Origin of the sequence: Paraburkholderia bryophila, assembly GCF_013409255.1 — a bacterium.
Taxonomy (GTDB): Bacteria; Pseudomonadota; Gammaproteobacteria; order Burkholderiales; family Burkholderiaceae; genus Paraburkholderia.
Map to the genome: position 1 here is coordinate 279,531 of NZ_JACCAS010000001.1, position 21,975 is coordinate 301,505.

A 21,975-nucleotide genomic window follows, 5' to 3' on the forward strand; every position below is an offset into this window, starting at 1 on the left:
GCTGCCTGTTTGTTGTGCAGGCGAGGGCGGCGCACGTCCGGCGGGTGAATTGTACTTCCTGACGCCGCGGGCCGATCCGCCTGGACGTTTCGCCGCCGACCCGCGAAAACTCGTTGCAAACCGTTACAGGCGCTCAAGTTTCGCGTGTCCATGCCGTTGACACACATGCAAATCAAATTCGGGAACCCAGCCGTGCAAGTCGCTTACAGTAACGACCGTTTGTCCAGCCGGATGGCGGTCGATCCGTCCATCGCGGGCGAACCCGAGGTGGAATCGTCGGTGATCGAGTGGCTGTTGCATGACGATCAGGTGATGCGCGAGTGCTTCACGCACGCGGCCGAAATCCTGAAGAGCGTAACCGGCGCGGCGATTACCGCGATCACGCTGCTCGACGAGGAACACCAGCACTACCGCGCCGAAGTCGGCATGGCGATGCCGCTCGTCACGCGCGCGCGCTCGCTCGCGGACTACGCGGTGCGCGACGCGGACCTGTTCGTTATCGAAGATGCGCACGACGACGCCCGCTTCGGCGAGTGCATGCTGGTGCAGCGTCATCCGTTCGTGCGCTTTTACGCGGCGATCGCGTTGCGCGCGCCGAACGGCGAGATCGTCGGCGCGTTGTGCGCGATGGACCCGTCGCCGGGCCGGCTCAACGAGGGCCAACGCGGCGTGTTCTACCACCTGCGCGCGATGATCGAAAACGATCTGAAGATGCGCACGGCCACCGCGATCGATCCGCTGACGCAGTTGTATAACCGCCGCTTCCTGCTGGAGAGCATTGCGCGCCGCTGGAAAGAAGCGCGCGATGGCGACGTGATGGGTTCGGTGGTGGTCGACGTGGACTGGTTCAAGCAATACAACGACACGTATGGTCACCAGGCGGGCGATCACTGCCTGCGCAAGGTCGCGTCGGTGATGCAGGCCGCAGCCGATGGCGACGGCATCATCGCCGGACGCATGGGTGGCGAGGAGTTCGGTCTGCTGGTGCTGCACGCGGAACCGGCGGCGCTGCAGGGCACGCTGGAAACGTTGCGGCAGGGCGTGGTCGATCTGGCGATCGAACATCGCGCGTCGCCGTTGGGCGTGGTGACGGTGAGCGTGGGCGGCGCGATGACGCGAATCAACGAAAGCTCGCGGGCCGCGCATCGGGATGGTTTCGCGAGCGCGGACCGGGCGCTGTATCGGTCGAAACATGCGGGGCGGAATCTGGTGACGATGGCCTAGCGCCTAGCGCCTAGCGCCTAGCGCCTGGTGCCTGGTGCCCGGTGCCCGGTGCGTAGTGCGTAGTGCGGCGCGGGCAACCCGATCCGCACTTAACGCAGCGCTGCGCCGCCGCCGCGATCAACTCTCCCGAACGTTCGCGTAAACCTGTTTGACCCAGTCGGCGAACACCCGCAGCTTCGTGCTGTAACGCCGGCTCGGCGGATACGCGAGATAGACCTCCAGCGGCGGACGCCGGTAGTCCGCCAGAATCGGCAGCAGCTCGCCTCGCGCGATAGCGGGCCGCACCATGAAATCCAACGTATGAACAATGCCCAGGCCAGCTAGCGCGGTGGCCAGGTGCGCATTGCTTTCGCTCACCATCACTGGATTGCGCACGCCTTCGAGCACGATGGGTTCGCCATCGCCATCGCCATCGCCATCGCCCGCGCTGGCGAATTGCAGCGGCTGGATAAGCCCCGTACTCGCGGAAAAATAGCTGACCACGGCATGACGGTCGTCGACGATCTGTTGCGGATGCAACGGTGTGCCATGTTCGGCCAGATACGCCGGACTCGCGCAGGTGGTCCAGCGCAGCGTGCCGATGGCCTGTGTGACCAGCGCCGGGTCATTCGCCGTGCTGCGAATCGCGCAGTCGATGTTCTCGGCGATCAGATCCGCCGTGCGGTCCGTCACGCTCAACTGCACCTGAATGTCCGGATAACGCACGCAAAACCCAGGCAGCGCCGGAATCAGAATGCCGCTCGCGGTCGAGCCGCCGCTATCCACCCGCAACGCGCCGCGTGGACTCGCGCGATCGCGGCCGAGCGTCGCCTCGATATCGTCGAGTTCGCTGAGCAGATGCCGGGTGCGCTCGTAATACGCGGCGCCGTCGGTCGTGACGTTGACGCTGCGCGTGCTGCGTTCAAGGAGTTTGACGCCGAGGTGATCTTCAAGCGATTTGACCCACTTGCTGACCGTGGCGTTGGGCATTTGCAGCGACTGCGCCGCGCGACTGAAGCCGCCGGTTTCCACCACGCGCGCGAAGATGCGGATTGCCTGCAAATGATCCATGGTCCGGTTCCGATTGATTATCCACAGTGGTGGATAAAGAAACCACAGCATAGCTATTTATCTCCCTGTGCGCATCAAATAAGCTGACGTCAAGGGTCAAGCGACCTCAACGAATTAACGAACTCAACGGATGTCACCCAGGAGCTTTCCATGAACAAGTCCACACTTGAAAACGTCAACGCCCGCAAACATGCCGGCAAGATCGCGCTCGTGACCGGCGGCAGCAGCGGTATCGGCCTTGCGGCCGCAATGCGTTTCGCGCAGGAAGGGGCGAAGGTTTTTATCACCGGCCGCCGTCAGGCCGAACTCGACGCCGCGGTCGAGCAGATCGGTCACGGCGCCGTGGCGATTCGCGCGGATATCGCGTCGGCCGCCGACCTCGACCGCATGTTCAGCACGGTGCAGGCCGCGCATCAGCGGCTCGATATTCTGTTCGCGAATGCGGGCGGCGGCGAGTTTTCCCCGCTCGGCGCGATTACGGAGGAACAGTTCGACAAGTACTTCGATATCAACGTCAAAGGCACGTTGTTCACGGTGCAGAAAGCGCTGCCGCTGATGAAGCCGGGCAGTGCGATCGTGCTGACGGGCTCGATCACGTCGATTCAGGGCGTGCCGGCCTTTGGCGTGTATGCCGCGACCAAGGCTGCGTTGCGTTCGTTTGCGCGGACGTGGGCGTCGGATCTGAAGGGGCGCGATATTCGCGTCAATGTGGTCGCGCCGGGTGTGGTGGTGACGCCCGCCTATAAAACCGAACTGAAGATGAGCGACGAGCAGATCGAGGGTTATCGGCAGCATGTCAGCGACACGACGCCGCTGGGCCGCGTCGGCGAAGCGGATGAGATCGCCAAGGCGGTGTCGTTTTTAGCTTCCGATGACGCGAGCTACATCACGGGGATCGAGTTGTTCGTGGATGGCGGCATGGCGCAGGTGTAAGGCGATGGATGCGAACATCGGTCTCATGGTTTTTCGCCGCCGCGATGGCTAGCATGGGCGCCTGCTATCCATGCGCTAACGCGGAGCGTCAAGATGTTCGATCTGGTTAATCCGGGTGCCGGAGGGTTCGGTGGACGGTTGGCGAATACGGCCTCGTACAGAACACGATTCGCCACGGCGCGTGCAGGCGTTCTTGTCGCCTCGCTCCTGCACGCAAGCGGCGCTATGGCGTTCACCGGCTCGATCCGATTTCCGGGCAACGGAACGTCGCTGTCCAACCTCGCGTTTGCGCCGACGATCCGGGTTCCGAACTATCCATCGGTGGGACAGGTGTTGCAATCGGCGTCCCATGAGGTCGGCCTGGGCACACCGCAAGTTCTTTGCAGGATCTTCGAGACTGTCGCGGTGAACGGGACGTTGGCCTCCGGTTCCGACACGCTCTTCACGACCAATGTGCCCGGCCTGGGCGTGCGTTATTCAATCAAGCGTCAATCGAAAGGTCAGTTCAGGACCGCGCCTTATGCCACGGTTTTCTTTCCACCCGTCAGCCATGCCGCCGAGTACCACATCATGGCCGAACTCGTGGTGACCGGTCCGCTCGTCGGCGGCACGCTGACGACGATTCCGAGCCTCACCGTCACCTTTGCCGGCCGCTGCTTCGATACGGTGAGCAGGACGCAGCACGTGACACCGGGCAGTATGTTCACGGCCGGTACATGCAGCGTCACGACCCGGGCGATTCAGGTTGCGTTGCCGCCGCGCGTGTCGCCGTCGAACCTGGCTAGTGTCGGCGCTGCGCCGTTTTCAATCGGGCTCAATTGCGCTGCGCCGGCGAGAGCCTATCTGTCGCTCGACGATGCATCGAACCCGGGTAACCGGTCGACGATCCTGAGCGCCGCCGCGGGTTCGACCGCGAAAGGCGTGGGGATGCAGATCATGTCGGAGTCGAGAGCGTTGTCGTTCGGCCCGCACGATCCGGACAGCGGCGACCTGAACGTTTCGTTCGTCGGAAAAATGAGAGCTGGGGAGAATCAGATTCCGTTGAGCGCGCGATACGTGCGCACGGGGCCGGTGAGCGGCGGCACGGTGAAAGGGCTCGCGACGTTCACGATGTCGTATCAATAGCCTGCGTCGCACGCCACGCGGCGGGTTCGTATTCTCAAGCTGCTCGCCTCGCGCCGGGGCATTCATCGGTGAACCCACAACAGTCCCTTCCTGTCAGGTGGATTAATCCTGGACGTCGCCCGCTCTAGACTGCTCGTCTCCACCGGGAGTCGTGTCGATCCGGAGTTCGGGACGGTCTCTCGTCCAACAGGCACCCCGGTCTGTTGGATTTGCCCAGCGCCCCTGTCTGGGCTTTTTTTCCCTTTTTTCGCTCGCCCCGGATCCGATGCACTTCCTGATGGGTATTCACCGCGACGCTGAAAACCATTTTCGCAGTATCTGCACGTCCGGGATGCGGACATGTCGTCCCCTGGCCTCGATCAGATTCAGATTGTGGAGCCGGGTGAATGCACGGCTGACGGTCTCGAGTCGCAGTCCGACGAAATCCGCAATATCGGTTCGACTGACGGGCAGTGAAAACTCGGTGAAGTGCTGTTTGCGCGCGGCAAGCTGGTCCGAAAACCACAGGACGAATCCACCGACACGCCGTTCGGCATTCGTGCTTGCAGTGAACAGGAATGCTTCCTGCCGTTGCGTCATCACGCGTGCCACCAGACGATGAAACTGAACGCCGATGTTCCGATCCTGGGAGATACGCCGCAGCAGGTGGTTATAAGGAATGACACAAAAAACGGAGTTCTCGAGGGCGACGAGCGTGACCGTGTGCACGCCGGAGCCTACGCCGAGGAAACCCACGAGATCGCCTCGCAGCGCAAGGGCGGCGGTTTGCCCGCGCCCGTCGCCGGGATACACCACGGCTTTCGAGGAACCGCTCGCAATGGCATATAGATGCGTGAAAGGGGTACCTTGTTCATAGAGAACTTTCCCTTGCTGGATCCGTCTCCTCTCGACGACGACGCCAGCGAGACTCGACACCTGAAGCGCGTCGAGACCGCTACCGAGGCATAGCTCGCGGATTCCGCACTGCGCGCAATGATTTGGGATTTCGCCTGCGAAAGATTGCTTGCCACGGGCGATCAAGAGTTCATGGTCCATTGCTAATGAGTCTCGGGGAATCGGTGATGTCAGGTCGAGTGATCGGTCACGCTACGCCCCGTGCCCATCATATTCCGCAGTCGACGTCATGCTCTCACCGGCACCGCTCAAGAAGTTGACTATAGTCAAATGGAAGGGTTTGCCGCGTCGGCGTGCAGTAGGGCGTGACGATTCGAACGGGTATCGTGGTGGACCTGTGTCCAATCTCGGCATGGCATCACTCAGATCAACTGAGTAATCGTCTGACAATTAAAATTGCCCCTATGAACTGTTCAGTCGGCGTCGAGCTTCTCGGGTGTGATCGACCATGTTCGCGCGCGCGCTTACTCGACGATCGTTGTCTCAGACTGTTCGACGGGTGGTGCGAGAGGCGCGCGATCGTACCATTGCGTTATCTGATGAACGCGTGGCCACTTGCGTGCGCATTCGATTCGGCAATCTGTCGAATTCGGGAGTCGTTAGATCAACTATTGAGCGATGACACCGCGGGGCTACTGGACGACGAACGTGTGGCAATCAATCGGATTCTGAAGGGCGGATGCGACCGTGACGACGAATCGTGGTTGTGTCCGGACCTGTTTTTCTTAAGATATCGAACCGTCGGCCGATAAAGAAGTGGAGAGGTGGACCTCTCCAATCTGGTGACATCCGGAATATTGATCTGGATTCCTACGGTCAATCGAACCTCTCTCTGTGTATCTGTCATGGGCCGTTGTCTGGTCTGCTAGTCGATGTCTTTTTGAATGGGTGCGTCAACGTATGAAGTTGTCCTTTGTCCAGAAACTCTGGCTGCCGCTCGTGTTGAGTCTGCTGTCTCTTGCCGGTATGTCGATCTACAACGCCTACGAAGGGCGGGCGGCGCAACTGGAAGACCGCAAGCTGGACCTGGTCCACGCTTCCGAGATTGCCCTGAGTGTCGTGAAGACATACGGTGAGGCGGCAGCCGCGGGGAAGTTGCCCGAGGCGGAAGCCAGAAAACAGGCAATGGATAAAATCCGGGCGATCCGCTACGGCGACGAGGGCTACTTCGCGATCATCGACTCGCGAGCCACGGTGTTGATGCATCCCACGCGCCCGGAGATGGACGGCAAGGACGCGAGCAATTACAGGGATCCGAACGGCATCTATGTCTTTCGAGCCGCAGTCGCTGCCATCAAGGGCGAGGGCAAGGGTTTCAACGAGTACGCGTTTCCGCGCCCCGGCGCCACGGGGGCGTCTCCGAAGATCTCCTACAACGCGATTTATCAGCCGTGGGACTGGATTCTCACGACCGGCGTCTATGTCGACGACATCGACGCGGCCTTCCGCTCGATGCTGTATCGGAGCCTCGGCACCCTGCTGGTGCTGGCGGCAATCTTGTCGGCCATCGTGGTAGTGCTCAATCGCAGCATCCTGCATGCATTGGGCGGCGAGCCCTCCTACGCCGCGGACATCGCGAACCAGATTGCCGGCAACGATTTGACCGCGGTGGTCAGGACCGCTTCAGACGACCGATCCAGCCTGCTATTTTCGATGAAGCGCATGCAGGAGCAACTTACGCACACCATCGGCACGATCAAGATTTCGGCCGATTCGATTGCGACTGCCGCACATCAGATTGCCGCAGGCAACCAGGACCTGTCGCAGCGAACCGAAGAGCAGGCCGCGTCGCTCGAACAGACGGCCGCCAGCATGGAGCAACTGACCGCCACGGTGAACCAGAATGCGGATAACGCGGGTCAGGCCAATCAACTCGCGGCGCAGGCGGTGAAGGTGGCCGAGCATGGCGGGACCGTGGTGTCGCGTGTCGTCGAGACGATGGACGGCATCAATGCCAGCTCCGACAAAATTGCCGATATTGTCGGCATGATCGAAAGCATTGCCTTCCAGACCAATATCCTTGCTTTGAACGCCGCGGTGGAGGCGGCGCGTGCCGGGGAACAAGGCCGGGGCTTTGCGGTGGTCGCCGCCGAGGTGCGCTCGCTCGCGCAGCGTTCTTCCACCGCGTCGAAAGAGATCAGGGAGCTGATTCACGACTCAGTCGAACGGGTGCGCACGGGGGCCGGCTACGCGCAGGAAGCCGGCGCGGCGATGGACCGGATCACGCTCGAGGTCAGGCGCGTGACTGACATCATGAGTGAAATCGCCGCATCGTCGCAGGAGCAGCGAAAAGGTATCGGCGAGGTAAGTGAGGCGGTCACCCAGATCGATCAGGTCACGCAGCAGAACGCCGCACTGGTGGAAGAGGCCGCGGCGGCGGCCGGTTTGCTGGGAATTCAGGCCGACGACCTGAAGGCCGCGGTTTCCACGTTCCGGCTGGACGCATCGCGCGCCGCCCGGCCCGTGCAGGCCGCAGACGCAGACGGCTGGACGGGCGGTTAGTTCTTGTCGGTGAACACGGGACCTTCGGGTCCCGACGACCCCGCAATAATGGTCTGCCCGAGGTAACGGGCGAGTTGGCAGCGTTCGCCGCGAACGCCATCCACTACGTCTGCCCGGCCGTACGAGAGGCCGCCGGTCCGCGCGACGACGCGCTGCGCCCATCATCCAAGAACGCCCACCTGCCGGAGCTTGCACTGCCATGTCGAATGACGCTTTCGAGGCGACGCCTGACAACGATCTCATGGACGACGGTTCACATCTGTACAGCGAGGCATGGGCTGCGGCACTCGCGTCCTTGACGACGGTGCTCCAGCATCACGCCGTCGAGATCGTGAGTCGGTTCTACGACGGCCTGATCCGCCTGCCCAGGTCCACGACCACCCTTGCGACCCTGTCCGAACAGGAACTTCAGCACCTCAGAGCGCAGCAGATCCAGAATCTGTACGCGCTCGCGTCGCCGGACCTGACCTCGGTAGGGCATCGGTCGATGGCGTGGCGGGTCGGGCGCATCCATGCCATCGTGGGGCTGGAATGGGAAGACCTGGTGCGAAGCCGGGGCATCCTCTCGGCTGCGATTCACGGCAAAGTCGATACGATGCTGCACGGAAGAGCGCTGGCGGTACTCGGCCGACGGCTCACGCAGGATCTGGCCTGGCAGACGGAGGCTTACCAGCGCCTGCACGTTTCGCGTCAGGACGTATTGATGCGTGTGACCGCACTGGCATGGGAAGTAGAGAACTATACGGATCTGATCGGCCGGGTCGTGCAGATTCTCGGCGAGCACGACGAGGTTGCAGGATGCTCGGTTGGCCGCCCCGATGGGCAGGGAGTATTTCGTTTCGAGTCGGTCTCGGGCAAAACCATCGAGAGATATCTCGCCGAACTGGAGGGGTCAGCGGACCGGCCGATCGCGGACGGCGACCGTCCCCAGGGCCAGGGCCCCGCCGGGCGCGCCTGGCGCAGCGGAAACGTCGAGCGCAGCGTCAATGTCGCGACGGACCCCCTGATGGCGCCGTGGAAGAACGTGGCATTGCGCGAAGGCTTCCGCTCCAGTGTGGCCATTCCCCTGCGTCAACCCGGACATCCTCCCAAGGCCATTCTCTCGCTCTACAGCGCGTTTCCAGGCGGGTACTCGGCGGCGGACCAGATAGCGTTCATCACGCCGTTGCAGACACTGCTTGGGCTTGCGATCGCGCGGATCGAGAGTCAGGAAGGGCGCACCCATGCGGTACCCTACGCGACGCGGCAACACTGGGCGGCGCTGCTCAGATCGGATGCGCTGGAGATGCACTACCAACCGCTACTGGATCTCAAAACCGGGCAGATCACCAAGGTTGAGGCGTTAGCCCGTCTGCACGACGGCGCTCGGGTCCTGACGCCTGGGGAGTTTTTCCCGGCACTGTCCTCGGACGATTTCCTCGTGCTTTACGTGCGAGGGCTTGCGCAAGTCCTGTCACAGCGCAATCGCTGGCTGCAAGGTGGCGTCGAGTTGAAAGTGTCGGTGAATCTGCCGTCCAGTGCGCTGGGCGATAACCGCTATTTCGAAGCCACCCGTGAGGCATTGACCGACCATGCCTGCCGTCCGGACACGCTGACCCTGGAAATTCTCGAAACGGATGCACTGCCAGCCGGCACGGACGTCCGCAATGAACTCGCGAAATTCAAGCTACTCGGCGTCAATCTGGCCGAAGACGATCTCGGTTCCGGGCACAGCAGCCTCATCCGGCTGCGCGAGTTGCCCTTCGACTGGATCAAGATCGATCGAAGTATCGTGAGCGGGGTGAGCGAGGACGCCTCGAACGTGCTGCGGTTTGTTTACCAGTTGACGAGACTCGGCCGCTCGCTCGGTAAATCGGTTGTCGTGGAAGGGATCGAAGATGCGGGGATGCTCGAAGCCATCGTGATTCTCGGCGCCGACGTCGCGCAGGGCTACGCGATCGCTCGCCCAATGCCGGCGTTGCAGTTGATGGCATGGGTGAGCAACAGCCAGCCCCGCTTGCCCTATCCGTTCGAGGCGAGAAGTACCTTGGGTAAGCTGGCCACACTGCTGATCTGGGAAGAGCGGTTGCATCTGATCTGCGAGGATCCGCGCGCTTTCGGCTGGCTGTCGGACATCATGACGATGTCGGTCAAGGTCGGCGCCGTTGCGCCGACTGCGCCGGCGCCGCTCGACTCGGCCTGCCAGGTGTGCCCGTTCTCCCGGTTCTTCAGCGAAACGGACTCCATTCTGCCCGAGGGACTGTCCGATCCGGCGGCGCAGCGAGCCCTGATCGCGGCGGCGGTGAGTGATGGGCAGGATAGCGTGGCTTACCGATCGGCACGCGCGCGGCTGGTGACGGCGATCATGAGCGAGGCGGTCCAGCATTGAGCACCATCTCTCCCGGAAGGCGGCGGCCAACCGCGAGAAACGATCGCTTGAGTTTGCGCCGCTTCGCGGTCTCCCCTTTCGTCCAGACGAGTGAATTCTCCGGTACGTTTCCATGATCAGGAATCCATTTGCCGCCATGTCCATCGACAGGCGTTTTAGCATCAGCGCCACCGCGGCGCTGTTTCCCGTTCTGCTTCTGTGCGGCTGGCTCGTCGTGCACGAGTGGCGCGCATACGTCGGGGCCGACGACGCGCTCCGCGCGTTCGAGGCCTATCGTGCCGGGTTGGAGGCGGTCGAGAAGGTCTCGGCGGAACGTGGCCCGACAAACAGCCTGTTAGGGCAGGCGTTGCCGATCCCGCAAGCAATGATGCTGTCGCTGCGCCGCGCGCGCGACGACAGCGACGCCCGCATCGAGAAGTTGCTTGCGATGCTGCAGGCCGACCGCTGTCAGTCCTGCGTCGTCGAGCCCGCTCGCATCGCCGAGGCGCGCAGCGAACTCGCCGACGCGCGGGCGAACGCCGACCGGCTCATCGATCTGCCGCTGGCGTCGCGCCGGGAGCGGGCACTGACGGGCGCCGTGGACCGGATGATCGGCATCGTCCCGCAGTTCGCGCCGGCGATCAACGCGTTGGCTGCGAATGTAGTCAAGGGCGATGCCGGCGCACTGAATTGCCTGATCCTCGCGACGCTGTCGGCCGACCTCCGGGAATACGCCGGCCAGCTTGGCTCGCACTTTACGGCGGCCCTGACCGCGCGCAGACCGCTCGATGAAGACGATCAACTGGCAATCGAACGTACCGAGGGGCGCATCGACCAGTTGCGCGCACTGATCGATGCGCATGTGAGGGGACGACCGGCGCTGAATTCACTGGCCTTCGACAGAATGAACCGGGAATATTTTGGCGTGGGTATTGCCTATATCACCGACGTCCGCCGCCTGGCGACGCGAGCCGGCGGTGCCGGTATCTCGCCCGGCCAGCTCGCGAATCGCTATGTGCCGCAAATGCGCTCGATTTCGGCGTTCCGCGACCAGGTGCTGGACCTCGCGCAAACGGAGGTTCGTCGTCACCGCGAGGAGGCCATGGCGCTTCTCGCGGGCAGTGCGCTGGCATCGTTCCTGCTGATAGCCGCGTTGCTGTCCATGGTGATGTTATTCAGACGACGCGTGATCCGGCCGCTTCTCGATGCAACGCGTGTTATCGGTGCAATTGCGAACGGCGACCTCACGGCGGAAGTCCCGGCAGCCCCGTATCGGGACGAGGTCAAGGCCATGTTCGACGCAATCGACGTGCTCAAGGCGAACAGTGTCGAACGGGACCGGCTCGAACGGGAGCGTGCCAGTCTGATTTACGAATTGAAGACCATGGCGGAAACGGATTTCCTGACCCGTTTGCTCAATCGCCGCGCGTTCGAGAGCCGGGCGCGCGCGACCTGCGCCGAACAGAACGCGGCGGCCCCGGAACTCGCGCTGATCATGTTCGACCTTGACCACTTCAAGAAAATCAACGACACGTACGGCCATGACACGGGCGATCGTGCTTTGCAGATCGTGGCGGCGCTTTGCCGCGAAACCTGCCGACCATCGGACATCGTTGCCCGATGGGGCGGGGAGGAGTTTGCAGTACTGAGCCGTGTGCACGATGCGGCGCAGGCGCTTGCGATTGCTGATCGTTTGCGCCGCCGGATTCGCGAGACGCGGATCCCTTTCGAAGGCGGCGAGGGCTTCACCATGACAGCCAGCTTTGGCGTCGCATTCGGTTTGGCGTCGGCGTCGGCCTGTGATTCGGGGGACGTCGGGCGCCTTTTCCGGCGAGCCGATCGTCTGCTGTATCAGGCCAAAGAGGCCGGGCGCGATCGTGTCGTTGCCGATCCGACTACCGTACTGGACGATGCACCGTGAGGACATGGCCGCATTGAAGCGTCGACGGCGCAAACGCGCGCATCGACGCGAGTACCGGCACGGAACATGGAGGGGTTCCGGGCCGGCGTGGCCAATCTGGCGCGCCGGATAGGGGCGGGCGCTTCGCGGCGGCGTGACGTCAGAAGGTCTTGCGGATGCCGACTGCCGCGCCGACGTTGTTGGTACGGCCAACGTTATCGACAACGCCGCTGGCCGGGTTGGTCGAGCCCGGATAGTCGGCGGCGAACGCGCCGTTGCCACGCGCGAAGTCCACGGTGCCATACACTTCCGTGTGCTTGGACAGCGAGTATTCGGCAAGCACGGTGGCGGAGTAGTTGATTCCGGATCCGAGCGTGCCGTCGAGCCGTTCGGCATTGCGGGCGTGACCGTAGTAGCCGGCCACGGTGACTAGCAATGGTCGTGTTGCCTGCCAGTTGGCGCCGACGTAAAACGTATCGTCGATACGGTTCGGACTGCTGCCCGGCAGCTTTGGCGCGCCGGACTGTTGCATGTTCGCATCGGTCGTGCCGGTCTGATCCTGCGCATGCAGCCAACCGGCCAGCAGGCGTACGGCGGGGGTGATCTGGTACGCCCCGCTGACGTGCAGCAGGTTGATCTTCGCGCCATTCATCGAGCTGCCGTTAGCGGACGACACGGAAGTCTGCTGGAAGCCCGCGCCGAGCGTGGCGGGGCCATGTGCGTAGGACAATTCCACGCCATAGGTGCTGCCGAGGCCGACCGCGCCCGCCTGATTGCCGAAGCCGTAGATCGCATCGAGAGTCAGCCCGTTAGACGTGACCTTGTATTTGACCGAGTTATTGATAGTCAGGTAGGGGCCTATGCCGTTCCACATCCAGCTGTCTTGCCAGTAGTCGCCGACCGTCAATGGGTCAAACACATCGCCCATCGTGTCGTAAAGCGGCGCGTATTGATTGCCGAACGTCAGCGCGCCATATCGGCCGCTCGATAGACCAACGTACGCTTGCCGGCTGAACAGGGTGTTCGGTGTATGAAGCTGCCCGCTATTGAGTTCGAAGCCGTTTTCAAGGCGGAAAATGGCGGACAGGCCGCCACCCAGATCCTCGCTCCCTTTCAAACCCCAACGGCTGTGAGTTTCGGGGCCGACCGTCATGCCGACCAGATCTTTACCGTCCGGGCCGGCATTCGTCTGATAGCGGAGTGCCGTATCGACGAGGCCGTATAGCGTGACCGAGCTTTGTGCCCATGCCGGTGAGGCGGCAACAACGAAAAGTGAACCGAATGCACTCGAAATGAAGACTTTTTTCATCAGACGGCTGTCCCTGGGATGATGTGATTATGTAACCGGCGTCGATGTCCTCATGGACTCGATGAGCCAGGTTGTGCCCGGAGCATAGTCGGTGATTTTTTTGAGTCATATCGCGGAATCTGGATTGGTTCTTTCCGGAATCCGCAACGATGATGAGGGGCACGCGGCATCCCCCTTCAGGTCGTGATCAGCTTCAACCCCACCGGCAACGATTCGCCGAATACGCGGCCTTCGTCGGCGTTATCGAGTTCGACGCTCTCGCTCACCATCGTGATCCACGCGCGCGGCGCGTTCACCGCTTCGAGCCGCCGCACGACGGCATGACGTAAATCGTCGGCGAGGTCGCGCGAGCGGTCGCCCGTCATGCGGGCGATCTGCGTCGCGGCGAACGCAGCCGGATCGACCTTCTTCCAGTCGAGCGCGAGTATCGCGTTCAGCCACTGCGCGGCGATCTCCGGCGGCACGACGCTATGCGCGCTGCCGTAGAACGGTTGCCGCGCACCGATCCGCCCAACCGCCCACCAGCTTTGATGATTTTCAGCGGGCTTCTTCAGCCGCGCGAGCACGGATTCACCGAGTTCGATCTTGCGCTCGACAGGAATCCGTTCAAGCGATGCGCTCAGCCGAACCATATCGGCGATACCGGTTTTCGCGACGTCGAACGGCAGCTTGTGACGCGCTTGCGCGGCGTTCTGCAGATACGCCATCGCGTCGAGCACGCGCAGTTGCGCGCTTTCGTCGAGACCGCCGGCCGCGCGACGCCACAGCGTCCACCATTCGGACCAGACCTGGCTTTCGTTGATGTACTGGATGCCGTCGTCGAACAACGTCCACAATTGTTCGACGCGCCATTCGTCGAGCGGATAGCCGAAGCCGGGGCGCAGGCAATAGCCGGCCAGATTCAGCCACAGCCGCTCATGATCGGCCGACCGCCGCCGACGCCGCGCGCGTTCCCACAGCGCGCCGAACAGTTCGCGCAGTGACGCGCTGTTCCAGGCGTCGCGCGGTCCGAGCAGTTGCTCAAGTTGCGCGCGCAACCGCTTGACTTCTTTCGGATCGATTTTCTGCGTGCGCGTGCCGAAGCTGCGGTCGATCTGTTCGATCGCTTCGTCGAGCCGCGGATGCCGCGCTTGTGCCGGATCGGCGGAGAGATCCACCTGCGCGGTTTCGCTGCGCAACTGGAATTCGAGCAGCCAGCGTTGCGCGGGATCGTCGAGTTCGATGCAGTGCACGTCGAGCGTGCCGACTTCGGTGAGCGAGGTGGCGATCCGCACGGCGGTTTCGCGTGCGGTGCTCGCGCCGCGCGGTTGAACGACGGTGGCGATCGGCGGCAGGCGCACGAAGTCGCCGTCGGTGAGATCGATCAGCTCGCCGGCGCGATAGACCGTGTCCGCACTCGATGACACCAGGTGGAAGCGCACCGGGTGACCGAGACGCAACGCGAACGTGCGGTCTGCGATCAGGATTTCCTGGCCTTCCTCGGTGCCGCGCGGCAGCAGGCAGATGCCGGTTTGGACGGGTTCGGCGGTGGATTGGGCTGGAGTGCCTGGGTTGCTGTTTGATTCTGTGTTTGTTTGCGGGGGTGTTCGCGTGTTGGCGTCGGCTCGTTTCTTCGCGGGTTCGCTCGTGCGTTCGCCGCCGCGCTCTCCGCTTTCCTCTAGAACGAGGAAGTAGCTGCGCGGCGAGCCGCCGCCGATTTTCGGCGCGGCGCCCGCGCGCGCCAGTGAATAGGCGACCGCGCCGCGCGCGACGGCGACATCGGGGTTGTCGTTGTGCAGCACGTTGAGCGCTTCGCCGCGCCAAGTGCCGAGGGTGTCGGCGAGACGTCGCGTGAGTGCATCGGCGCGGAATACGCCGCCGTTGAGCAGCAGCGTGTCGGGAATCGGCAATGGTGCGTGCGAGTCTGCTGCCGCTGCCACCTTCGAAACCGCGTCCGAACCGGCATCCGAAACCGCAGCTGAACCAGCCTCGACACCCCCCAACGCCTGACGCGACTGCGCCGCAAACCGGCTCAAAAACGCCGCGATATGCCGCGTTACCGCCGCATCGGTCGCATACGGCAAGCCGAACTCGACGATCGCGCCACGCGGTCTACCCGGCCGTTCATGCGACGCCACCGCCGGAAAGAACCCATCGACGATGATCCGCTCGACTTCCTCCCGCGTGACCTGCGCACTACGCGCACCGCCGATCAGCTTCGAGCCCGCGCCGAGCAGCGTGATCGACGCCGAGTCGGGCGCCTGCGGACCGAGCAACTGTTCCTTCGCGGCGCGGCACCGCTCGACCAGTTGCGACAAACTCGCCGCCGACAGCCGCGCGCGTTCGCCTCCACCCGGCAGCCGCGCTTCCACCAGATGCGCGAGCGCGAGATCCATGTTGTCGCCGCCGAGCATCAGATGATTGCCCACGCCGATGCGCGTCAACTGCGGCTCGCCGTCGCGCACGTTCACGGCGATCAGCGTCAGGTCGGTAGTGCCGCCGCCCACGTCGCAGATCAGCACGAGACGGGACTCCGCGAGCTCGTCGGCCAGTCGCTCGCGATGCTGAAACAGCCAGTCGTAGAAGGCCGCTTGCGGCTCTTCCAGCAATTTCAGTTTGGGTAGCCCGGCCATGCGCGCCGCGGCCACGGTGAGCGCGCGTGCGCCTTCGTCGAAGGAAGCGGGGACCGTGAGCACCACGTCCTGCTGTTCGAGCGGCGCATCCGGAAAACGCTGGTTCCACGCCGAGCGCACATGCGCGAGATAGCTCGCGCTGGCTTCGACCGGCGAGACTTTGCGGACGTCGTCGGCGGCGCCCCACGGCAGGATCGGTGCGACGCGATCGACCGATGCATGCGACAGCCAGCTCTTCGCGCTGGCCACCAGCCGTCCCGGCACCTGAGCGCCGAGCACGCGAGCGAGGCGGCCGATCACAACCGGCGGCGTGGAAGCGTCGGCGGTGACGAGACGGTTGGCGGGCTGAGCCGCGCGACCTGCAGCAGCCTGATCCACCGACGACCACGGCAACTGCAAATCGCCCACCGCCAACTCACCTTCAGCCGCGTGATACCGCACCGACGGCAGCAACGGTCGCGCCGCCACTTCACCGGGGCTCACCAGTTGCTCGATCTCGAACACGTGGATGGTCTGCGACCCCACCTGCGCATAAGCCAGCACCGTGTTGCTGGTGCCGAGATCGATACCGACGCTATACCGCTTCATCTCACTCATGCATTCGCGTTGCCGCGCACGTCGAACTCGACTTTCCAGCGCGCGTCCGTGCCGCGCGGTATCGCTTCGAGTTCGAGCGTGCCCGCTTCGGTGACACGCGCGTGCAACTTCACCGGCACGACTTCACCAGCGGTGCGGCCGGCGGCCGGCAGCGTCGCCTGGATCTCTTCGAGTTCCTGCAGTTCGTCGGGGCCCCAGAAGTCGAGCAGCGTGCCGACCTGATCCTGACGACGCACCGACGACCCGAAGAAGCGGAAATGCACCGGCTCGCCGACCACGAGGCCGAACTCCTGCGCGGGCAACTCGGCGTCCGTGCCTTCCTCCATGCCGAAGGGCGCCACGCACAGCGCCTGGATCGGCGGTTCGAGGCCGGGCACGGCAGGCATCGCCGATTCGATCGCGATGTAGTACGCCCGCGCGGTGCCGCCGCGAATCCGCACGCCCTGGCCGCGTCGCACGTAGCCGTAGTAGGCCGCGCCGCGTGCGACCGCGAGGTCGAGATCGGCGCCTTCGAGCAGTCGCGCCGGCGCCGCGCTTTCCGCCGCGAGCCAGTTGTTGAGCGTGCCCATGATGCGTTCGACCAGCAGCGGCGACTTGAACACGCCGCCGTTGAACAGCACCACGGTGGGATGCAGAAAGCTCGCACCTTGCGCGGCGGCATGGGCCGCCGCCTCGCCGAGACCTTCGAGTTCAGCGAGCGCGCCGACCTGGCGGCCGAGGAACGCCGCCAGATGACGCGTGATGCCCGCGTCCTGCGCATACGGCAGACCGAGTTGCGTCAGACCGGCGCGAGCGCGGCTCACCGGACGCGCCGCGCTGTCCACCTGCGGGAAAAAGCCGTCGAGGATCGTCTGCGTCAGTTCGGCGCGCGTGAGTTCGGTGCGGATCGAACCGCCGATCAGCTTCGAGCCGCGGCTCGGCACGACGAGCGGCACGGTGTCGGTGGCCGGATCGGTAAGCAGTGTTTCCTTGGCCGAGCGGCACGCGTAGGTGAGGGCACGCAATTGCCACGCGTCGGCCTGGGTGCCTTGCGCCGCCAGCTTACGTGCGACGACGTGCGCGAGCGCGAGGTCCATGTTGTCGCCGCCGAGCAGAATATGTTCGCCGACCGCGACACGATGCAGTTCGAGATTGCCTTCACGCTCGATCACGGCGATCAGCGAGAGGTCGGTCGTGCCGCCGCCCACGTCGACCACGAGGATGATGTCGCCGACCTTGACCTGCTTGCGCCATTGACCGCCGCTCTTCTGGATCCAGCTATACAGCGCGGCCTGCGGTTCTTCGAGCAGCGTCATGCGGGCGAAGCCGGCCGCCTCGGCGGCTTCGGCGGTCAGTTCGCGCGCGGCCGGATCGAACGAGGCCGGGATCGTCACCGTGACGTCCTGCTGGCTGAACGGCGCCTCCGGATGCGCGTGATCCCACGCTTCGCGCAAGTGCGTCAGATAGCGCACCGAGCTTTCGAGCGGCGAGACGCGCGCGACTTCCGGCGGTGCGTCGTTGGGCAAAATCGCCGCGCGACGATCGACGCCCGGATGACACAACCAGCTCTTCGCGCTCGACACCAGCCGGATCGGCGTGGCCGCGCCGCGGTTGCGGGCAAACTCGCCGACCGCGAATTCGCGCTGGCCGGTCCATGGCAGGTACAGGTCGCCGGACGCCAGTTCGTCCGGGTGCGGCAAGTACAGGAACGAGGGCAGCAGATCGAGATTGTCGATCGCGCCGGGGCCGGTGAGTTGCGCGATCGGCAGCACGCCTTGCGCGGTTTTCTCGCCGTCGCTGGCGCTGGTGTCGACGTACGACAGCGCGCAGTGCGTGGTGCCGAGATCGATACCGATCGAATAGCGGGCGTCGCTCATAGCTCCACCTCGGCCGGTGCGATCACGTTCGCGTTGTGGCTGTCGGCGAGCTTCGGCAGACGCACCTCGTCGACGCGCCAGCCGCGGTGGCTGATGCTGCCGTTGAACGGCGCCTTGCCGACCACGTTGCCGGTCAGGCGAACCGCGCTGGCGTCGAAACCTTCGGCCAGCGTGATGCGGCTGCCTTCGGCTTCGTCGCGCACCGGACGGATCGTGAAATGCTCGCGCAGCGTCGTGCGGCAGCCGTCGTGCACGAGGCGCGCGGCCGCGCCGATGTCGGCGTCGCTGTAGCTCTTGATGTCTTCTTCGACGAAATCGATGAAGCGTGCGTCGCGTTGCAGTAGGCCGAGCAGTTGCAGCGCGGCGTCGGGGCTGGCGGTTTTCAGCACGGGCGCGGGGGCTGCTGCGGGGGCGGGCGTCGGTGCGGGCGTGGGTGCCGGTGCCGGTGTAGCCGCGGCGGCCGTGCCGCCTTGACGCAGACGCAATACGCCGGCAGCAAATTCACCGTCGCCGAGAATGCTGAAAAACGTGCCGACGGCAAGTGAAATCCTGCCGAGGAAGGATGGGTTCGAATCGGTCATCAATGCTCCTGAGAGGCTCTGTTAAAGGACGAGCTGTCCTGACTGTGCCGCGCGCGACGGGCCTGGCGAGTACTCACCGGGCCGTGACTGATATGCGCGAAACCCGTATTTTGCCTTGCGGCGGGTCCGAAGCGGACAAAGCCGGGCATTCTAGCGTTCTGCGCGCGTAATTTGGCGGACTTTGAAGAGCCGGATTCAAGCGCCGTCAGGTCGCTTCGAACTGGCCGTCCTGCACGGTGTCCGGGCCGAATTCCGCGACGACCTGGTTGATGAAGGCCCGCAGTTTCGGGGTCGCGCGGCTCGCCGGGAATACCAGGTGCATCGGCCGGGCGGGCGTTTCGTAGTCGCGCAGGAGGCGCACCAGACGGCCTGCGGCGAGATCCTCCTGCACGGCCACCTCGGGCGCGAGCATCACGCCCGCGCCGTGGAGCGCGGCGGCGCGCAGCGCTTTCACGTCGTTGGCGTGAAACGGGCCCGAGACCGGCACCACGTACTCGCCGTGCGCGTCGGAAAAATGCCATTCGATCGCGACCGGCCGGGTCATGTAGACGAAGCTCAGGCACGCATGATCGGCTAATTCCGCGGGCGTTCGCGGCTCGCCGTGCTCCGCCAGATAGTCGGGCGAGGCGCACACGAGCAGCCGGTATGGGATCAGTTGCCGGCCGATCAGCGACGAATCCGTCAGCGCGCCGAGCCGGATCGCAGCCTCGTAGCCTTCGTCGATCAGATCGACGAAGCGGTCGGTCAGCGTCAGGTCGACCAGCACGTGCGGATGGCCTTTCAGATAGCGGGCGATCATCGGCGCGAGGCAATTGGCGCCGAACGTGACCGGCGCGGTAATGCGCAAGCGCCCGCGCGGCGAGGCCGACAGTTCCTGCGCGACCGACTCGGCCGCTTCGGCATCCGCGAGCAGCGCCTTGCAGCGCTCGTAGAAGATCTGGCCGATTTCGGTGAGGCTCTGGCGACGCGTGGTCCGGTTGAGCAGGCGCGCGCCGACGCGCTCTTCCAGCGTGCTCACGTGCTTGCCCGCCATCTGCGACGAGATGCCGAACGCGAGCGCGGCCGCGGCGAACGAGCCGCTGTCCGCGGTTTTGACGAACACGGCCATGCTGGTCAGACGGTCCATGATTCCCTACTCGTGGTTTCGACAATCGTAGGATTATGCGTGTTTATCATGCTGAAGTTTTGAATCATAGTGTTTCTCACCGACAGGCGCGCTCAACCGAGCGGTCCTCAACCAGTGATGGAGTGTGAAACATGAAGATAGGCATTCTCGGCGCGGGCTTTATCGGCCGCGCGATGGCGACCCTCGCGAAGCAGGGCGGGCATGAGGTGATGATCAGCAATTCGCGCGATCCATCGACCTTGATGAGCACTGCCGCCGCGCTCGGTTGTGCGCTCGGCACCGCGCAACAGGCGGCGAGTTTCGGTGACGTGGTCGTGACGGCCGTGCCGTTTTCGCAGATCGGCGCGCTGCCGGTCGCCGCGCTCGACGGCAAGATCGTGATCGACACGTGCAACTACTATCCGGAGCGCGACGGCCCTATCGCTGCGCTCGACGAGCGTACGACCACGACCAGCCAGATGCTGGCCGCTTTGTTGCCGGGCGCGAAGGTGGTGAAGGCGTTCAACGCGATTCTGGCTGCGGATCTGCACACGGACGGTCGGCCGATTGGTACGCCGCAGCGCCGCGCTTTGCCATTCGCGGGCGATGACGCGGCGGCGAAGCGGATCGTAAGTGGGCTGATGGATCAGTTCGGCTTCGATCCGGTCGATGTCGGCGCGTTGCAGGATAGTTGGCGCTTTGAACGGGCGAAGCCGGTGTATTGCATTCCGTTCGACCGTGATGGGCTGCTTGCGGGATTGACGGCGGCGCAGCGGGACGTCGAATTGCCGCATGGGTCGTGGCGCAAGTGAGGGGCGGTTGCGGCGAGGGAGATAGCGAAGGGTGAAGCGGCGCGGCGCGGTCTGGAGGGCGGATGCGGCGCCGCGCTCTCGATTCATGCATCGCTGGATGCTTTGATCCTTCGCATCATCAGGCGCGGACACAGCCAGCTGAGGCCGCGCCACGTGATCCCGTGTTCGCGGATTGTGAAGAACCAGCGGTTCGGATCGTCGGCGAACGTCGCGATGAAATGCGTGCTGTCCGTCCAGCGGATGTCATCCAGCCAGAACGAACAATACGGCGCGCCGATCTGCCGGACGGCGAGCACGCGTTGCAGGTCCTTGCTGACCAGCACGAACGCCGCCGCTTCTTCGAACAGGCAATCGAAGTCGGTGGCGAATAGATAGCCGGATGGCGTGTCGAACTGGAACAGCAACGTGTAGCCGGGAATCGCGAGCGGCAGCGTCTGGCCGTCGACGATCAGACGCGACGCGGGCGGCCATGATTCATAGGGGCCGTGGTGTTGTTCAAGTGTGAAGTGCTGGATGGGCGTCACGCATGAAGCGCCGTTCGGTTCATCGTTCAACGCTGCGGTCCCTCACCGGCATATATCGCGCGATCACACGCTCAATTGCCGCGAGCTGCGTGGGCAGCAAATCGCGACGCGGCAACGCGACGAACGCGGAGCCGCCCGCGAACAGATAGATGCGCTCGGCGTCGTCCACACGCGAGGTCAGACTCGACCAGTTCAGACGCAGGCTGGATAGTGTCGACTCGCCGGTCACGCCGGCGGCGTCGAAGGTGACCTGCTGCGGGCCGAGAAACGGCACCGCGCCGCGTTTGATGCGCGCTTTGAGGCCGGCCCGCGCGATGCCGCGCAGGAAGAGGGGGGCGAAATACGCGTCGTTGCAGAACGCCAGCGCGGCGGCGGCAATCGCACAGCCGGCAATGCTCGATGCGATCGATATGTCGACATGCGTTGCGGACCAGTACCAGCCGGCGAGTCCGCCGACAACAGCGGCAATCGCGACCGAGCGGATCTGTTTGCGTCGAGTGCGCTTAGCCGAATAGAGAGCGACATGCGCGGCGATAAAGTCTTCATCCGTCAAGGTGACGGAGACCTGAAAGGGGAGCTGCGTGTCGGAGTTGGTCATGCCTTA

Annotated in this window: 16 protein-coding genes; 7 read left to right on the forward strand and 9 right to left on the reverse strand. The window is 64.0% G+C overall.

Annotation, left to right across the window (positions count from 1 at the left end):
* Positions 1–192: 192 nt before the first annotated feature.
* Entirely contained in the window at positions 193–1,224 is a 1,032-nt protein-coding gene (locus GGD40_RS01200; RefSeq protein WP_373565244.1) for a GGDEF domain-containing protein, read from the forward strand.
* Between the two features lie 117 nt (positions 1,225–1,341).
* Here the strand turns inward: GGD40_RS01200 and GGD40_RS01205 are convergent, their stop codons facing one another.
* Positions 1,342–2,274, reverse strand: coding sequence for a LysR family transcriptional regulator (locus tag GGD40_RS01205; protein WP_179742547.1), 933 nt, complete (start codon positions 2,272–2,274; stop codon positions 1,342–1,344).
* A 150-nt stretch (positions 2,275–2,424) separates the two neighbouring features.
* Here GGD40_RS01205 and GGD40_RS01210 point away from each other — a divergent pair, with 150 nt between their 5' ends.
* A complete protein-coding gene (locus tag GGD40_RS01210) occupies positions 2,425–3,207 on the forward strand; it encodes a glucose 1-dehydrogenase (RefSeq protein ID WP_179704183.1) in 783 nt (260 codons plus the stop codon).
* A 225-nt stretch (positions 3,208–3,432) separates the two neighbouring features.
* Positions 3,433–4,332 (forward strand): fimbrial protein, encoded by a 900-nt coding sequence (locus GGD40_RS01215; RefSeq protein ID WP_179742548.1) that lies wholly within the window; start codon positions 3,433–3,435, stop codon positions 4,330–4,332.
* Between the two features lie 285 nt (positions 4,333–4,617).
* On the opposite strand, the gene GGD40_RS01220 is transcribed toward GGD40_RS01215, so the two are convergent.
* The gene (locus tag GGD40_RS01220) at positions 4,618–5,367 is read right to left on the reverse strand and encodes a helix-turn-helix domain-containing protein (protein ID WP_179704186.1); all 750 of its coding nucleotides are present in this window, start codon (positions 5,365–5,367) and stop codon (positions 4,618–4,620) included.
* 759 nt (positions 5,368–6,126) lie between these two features.
* On the opposite strand from GGD40_RS01220, the gene GGD40_RS01225 reads away from it, so the two are divergent.
* The 3 genes from GGD40_RS01225 (at position 6,127) to GGD40_RS01235 (ending at position 11,996) form a co-directional block, all read left to right on the forward strand.
* Positions 6,127–7,728 carry a methyl-accepting chemotaxis protein gene (locus GGD40_RS01225; protein ID WP_179742549.1) on the forward strand — a complete coding sequence of 534 codons (1,602 nt, stop codon included), beginning with the start codon at positions 6,127–6,129 and terminating at the stop codon, positions 7,726–7,728.
* A gap of 199 nt (positions 7,729–7,927) precedes the next feature.
* A complete protein-coding gene (locus GGD40_RS01230; RefSeq protein ID WP_179742550.1) occupies positions 7,928–10,096 on the forward strand; it encodes an EAL domain-containing protein in 2,169 nt (722 codons plus the stop codon).
* Positions 10,097–10,232: 136 nt separating this feature from the next.
* A complete protein-coding gene (locus tag GGD40_RS01235; protein WP_257030303.1) occupies positions 10,233–11,996 on the forward strand; it encodes a GGDEF domain-containing protein in 1,764 nt (587 codons plus the stop codon).
* Positions 11,997–12,135: 139 nt separating this feature from the next.
* Here GGD40_RS01235 and GGD40_RS01240 read toward each other — a convergent pair whose 3' ends face one another.
* The 5 genes from GGD40_RS01240 to GGD40_RS01260 all read right to left on the reverse strand — a co-directional run bounded on the left by GGD40_RS01240 (position 12,136) and on the right by GGD40_RS01260 (position 20,056).
* Positions 12,136–13,284: a porin gene (locus GGD40_RS01240; RefSeq protein WP_179742551.1), complete on the reverse strand. Its 1,149-nt coding sequence runs from the start codon at positions 13,282–13,284 to the stop codon at positions 12,136–12,138.
* Between the two features lie 176 nt (positions 13,285–13,460).
* Complete coding sequence (locus GGD40_RS01245) at positions 13,461–16,493, reverse strand: Hsp70 family protein (RefSeq protein WP_179742552.1); 3,033 nt, start codon at positions 16,491–16,493, stop codon at positions 13,461–13,463.
* Positions 16,490–18,349 carry an Hsp70 family protein gene (locus tag GGD40_RS01250; RefSeq protein ID WP_179742553.1) on the reverse strand — a complete coding sequence of 620 codons (1,860 nt, stop codon included), beginning with the start codon at positions 18,347–18,349 and terminating at the stop codon, positions 16,490–16,492. Before GGD40_RS01250 ends, GGD40_RS01245 begins: the two co-directional genes overlap by 4 nt.
* Entirely contained in the window at positions 18,346–18,930 is a 585-nt protein-coding gene (locus GGD40_RS01255; protein ID WP_179742554.1) for a DUF2760 domain-containing protein, read from the reverse strand. Before GGD40_RS01255 ends, GGD40_RS01250 begins: the two co-directional genes overlap by 4 nt.
* 205 nt (positions 18,931–19,135) lie before the next feature.
* Positions 19,136–20,056 (reverse strand): LysR family transcriptional regulator, encoded by a 921-nt coding sequence (locus GGD40_RS01260; protein WP_179742555.1) that lies wholly within the window; start codon positions 20,054–20,056, stop codon positions 19,136–19,138.
* A gap of 131 nt (positions 20,057–20,187) precedes the next feature.
* On the opposite strand from GGD40_RS01260, the gene GGD40_RS01265 reads away from it, so the two are divergent.
* The gene (locus tag GGD40_RS01265) at positions 20,188–20,847 is read left to right on the forward strand and encodes an NADPH-dependent F420 reductase (protein WP_179742556.1); all 660 of its coding nucleotides are present in this window, start codon (positions 20,188–20,190) and stop codon (positions 20,845–20,847) included.
* 83 nt (positions 20,848–20,930) lie between these two features.
* On the opposite strand, the gene GGD40_RS01270 is transcribed toward GGD40_RS01265, so the two are convergent.
* Together GGD40_RS01270 and GGD40_RS01275 are read right to left on the reverse strand one after the other, a co-directional pair.
* Positions 20,931–21,371: a hypothetical protein gene (locus tag GGD40_RS01270; RefSeq protein WP_179742557.1), complete on the reverse strand. Its 441-nt coding sequence runs from the start codon at positions 21,369–21,371 to the stop codon at positions 20,931–20,933.
* A 19-nt stretch (positions 21,372–21,390) separates the two neighbouring features.
* The gene (locus GGD40_RS01275) at positions 21,391–21,969 is read right to left on the reverse strand and encodes a YcxB family protein (protein WP_179742558.1); all 579 of its coding nucleotides are present in this window, start codon (positions 21,967–21,969) and stop codon (positions 21,391–21,393) included.
* Positions 21,970–21,975 lie beyond the last annotated feature (6 nt).

Coding starts and splice junctions, on each gene's coding strand:
- GGD40_RS01205 (WP_179742547.1), bottom strand. CDS start 2,274: ATGGATCATTTGCAGGCAATCCGCATCTTCGCGCGCGTGGTGGAAACC.
- GGD40_RS01210 (WP_179704183.1), top strand. CDS start 2,425: ATGAACAAGTCCACACTTGAAAACGTCAACGCCCGCAAACATGCCGGC.
- GGD40_RS01215 (WP_179742548.1), top strand. CDS start 3,433: ATGGCGTTCACCGGCTCGATCCGATTTCCGGGCAACGGAACGTCGCTG.
- GGD40_RS01220 (WP_179704186.1), bottom strand. CDS start 5,367: ATGGACCATGAACTCTTGATCGCCCGTGGCAAGCAATCTTTCGCAGGC.
- GGD40_RS01225 (WP_179742549.1), top strand. CDS start 6,127: ATGAAGTTGTCCTTTGTCCAGAAACTCTGGCTGCCGCTCGTGTTGAGT.
- GGD40_RS01230 (WP_179742550.1), top strand. CDS start 7,928: ATGTCGAATGACGCTTTCGAGGCGACGCCTGACAACGATCTCATGGAC.
- GGD40_RS01235 (WP_257030303.1), top strand. CDS start 10,233: ATGTCCATCGACAGGCGTTTTAGCATCAGCGCCACCGCGGCGCTGTTT.
- GGD40_RS01240 (WP_179742551.1), bottom strand. CDS start 13,284: ATGAAAAAAGTCTTCATTTCGAGTGCATTCGGTTCACTTTTCGTTGTT.
- GGD40_RS01245 (WP_179742552.1), bottom strand. CDS start 16,493: ATGAGTGAGATGAAGCGGTATAGCGTCGGTATCGATCTCGGCACCAGC.
- GGD40_RS01250 (WP_179742553.1), bottom strand. CDS start 18,349: ATGAGCGACGCCCGCTATTCGATCGGTATCGATCTCGGCACCACGCAC.
- GGD40_RS01255 (WP_179742554.1), bottom strand. CDS start 18,930: ATGACCGATTCGAACCCATCCTTCCTCGGCAGGATTTCACTTGCCGTC.
- GGD40_RS01260 (WP_179742555.1), bottom strand. CDS start 20,056: ATGGACCGTCTGACCAGCATGGCCGTGTTCGTCAAAACCGCGGACAGC.
- GGD40_RS01265 (WP_179742556.1), top strand. CDS start 20,188: ATGAAGATAGGCATTCTCGGCGCGGGCTTTATCGGCCGCGCGATGGCG.
- GGD40_RS01275 (WP_179742558.1), bottom strand. CDS start 21,969: ATGACCAACTCCGACACGCAGCTCCCCTTTCAGGTCTCCGTCACCTTG.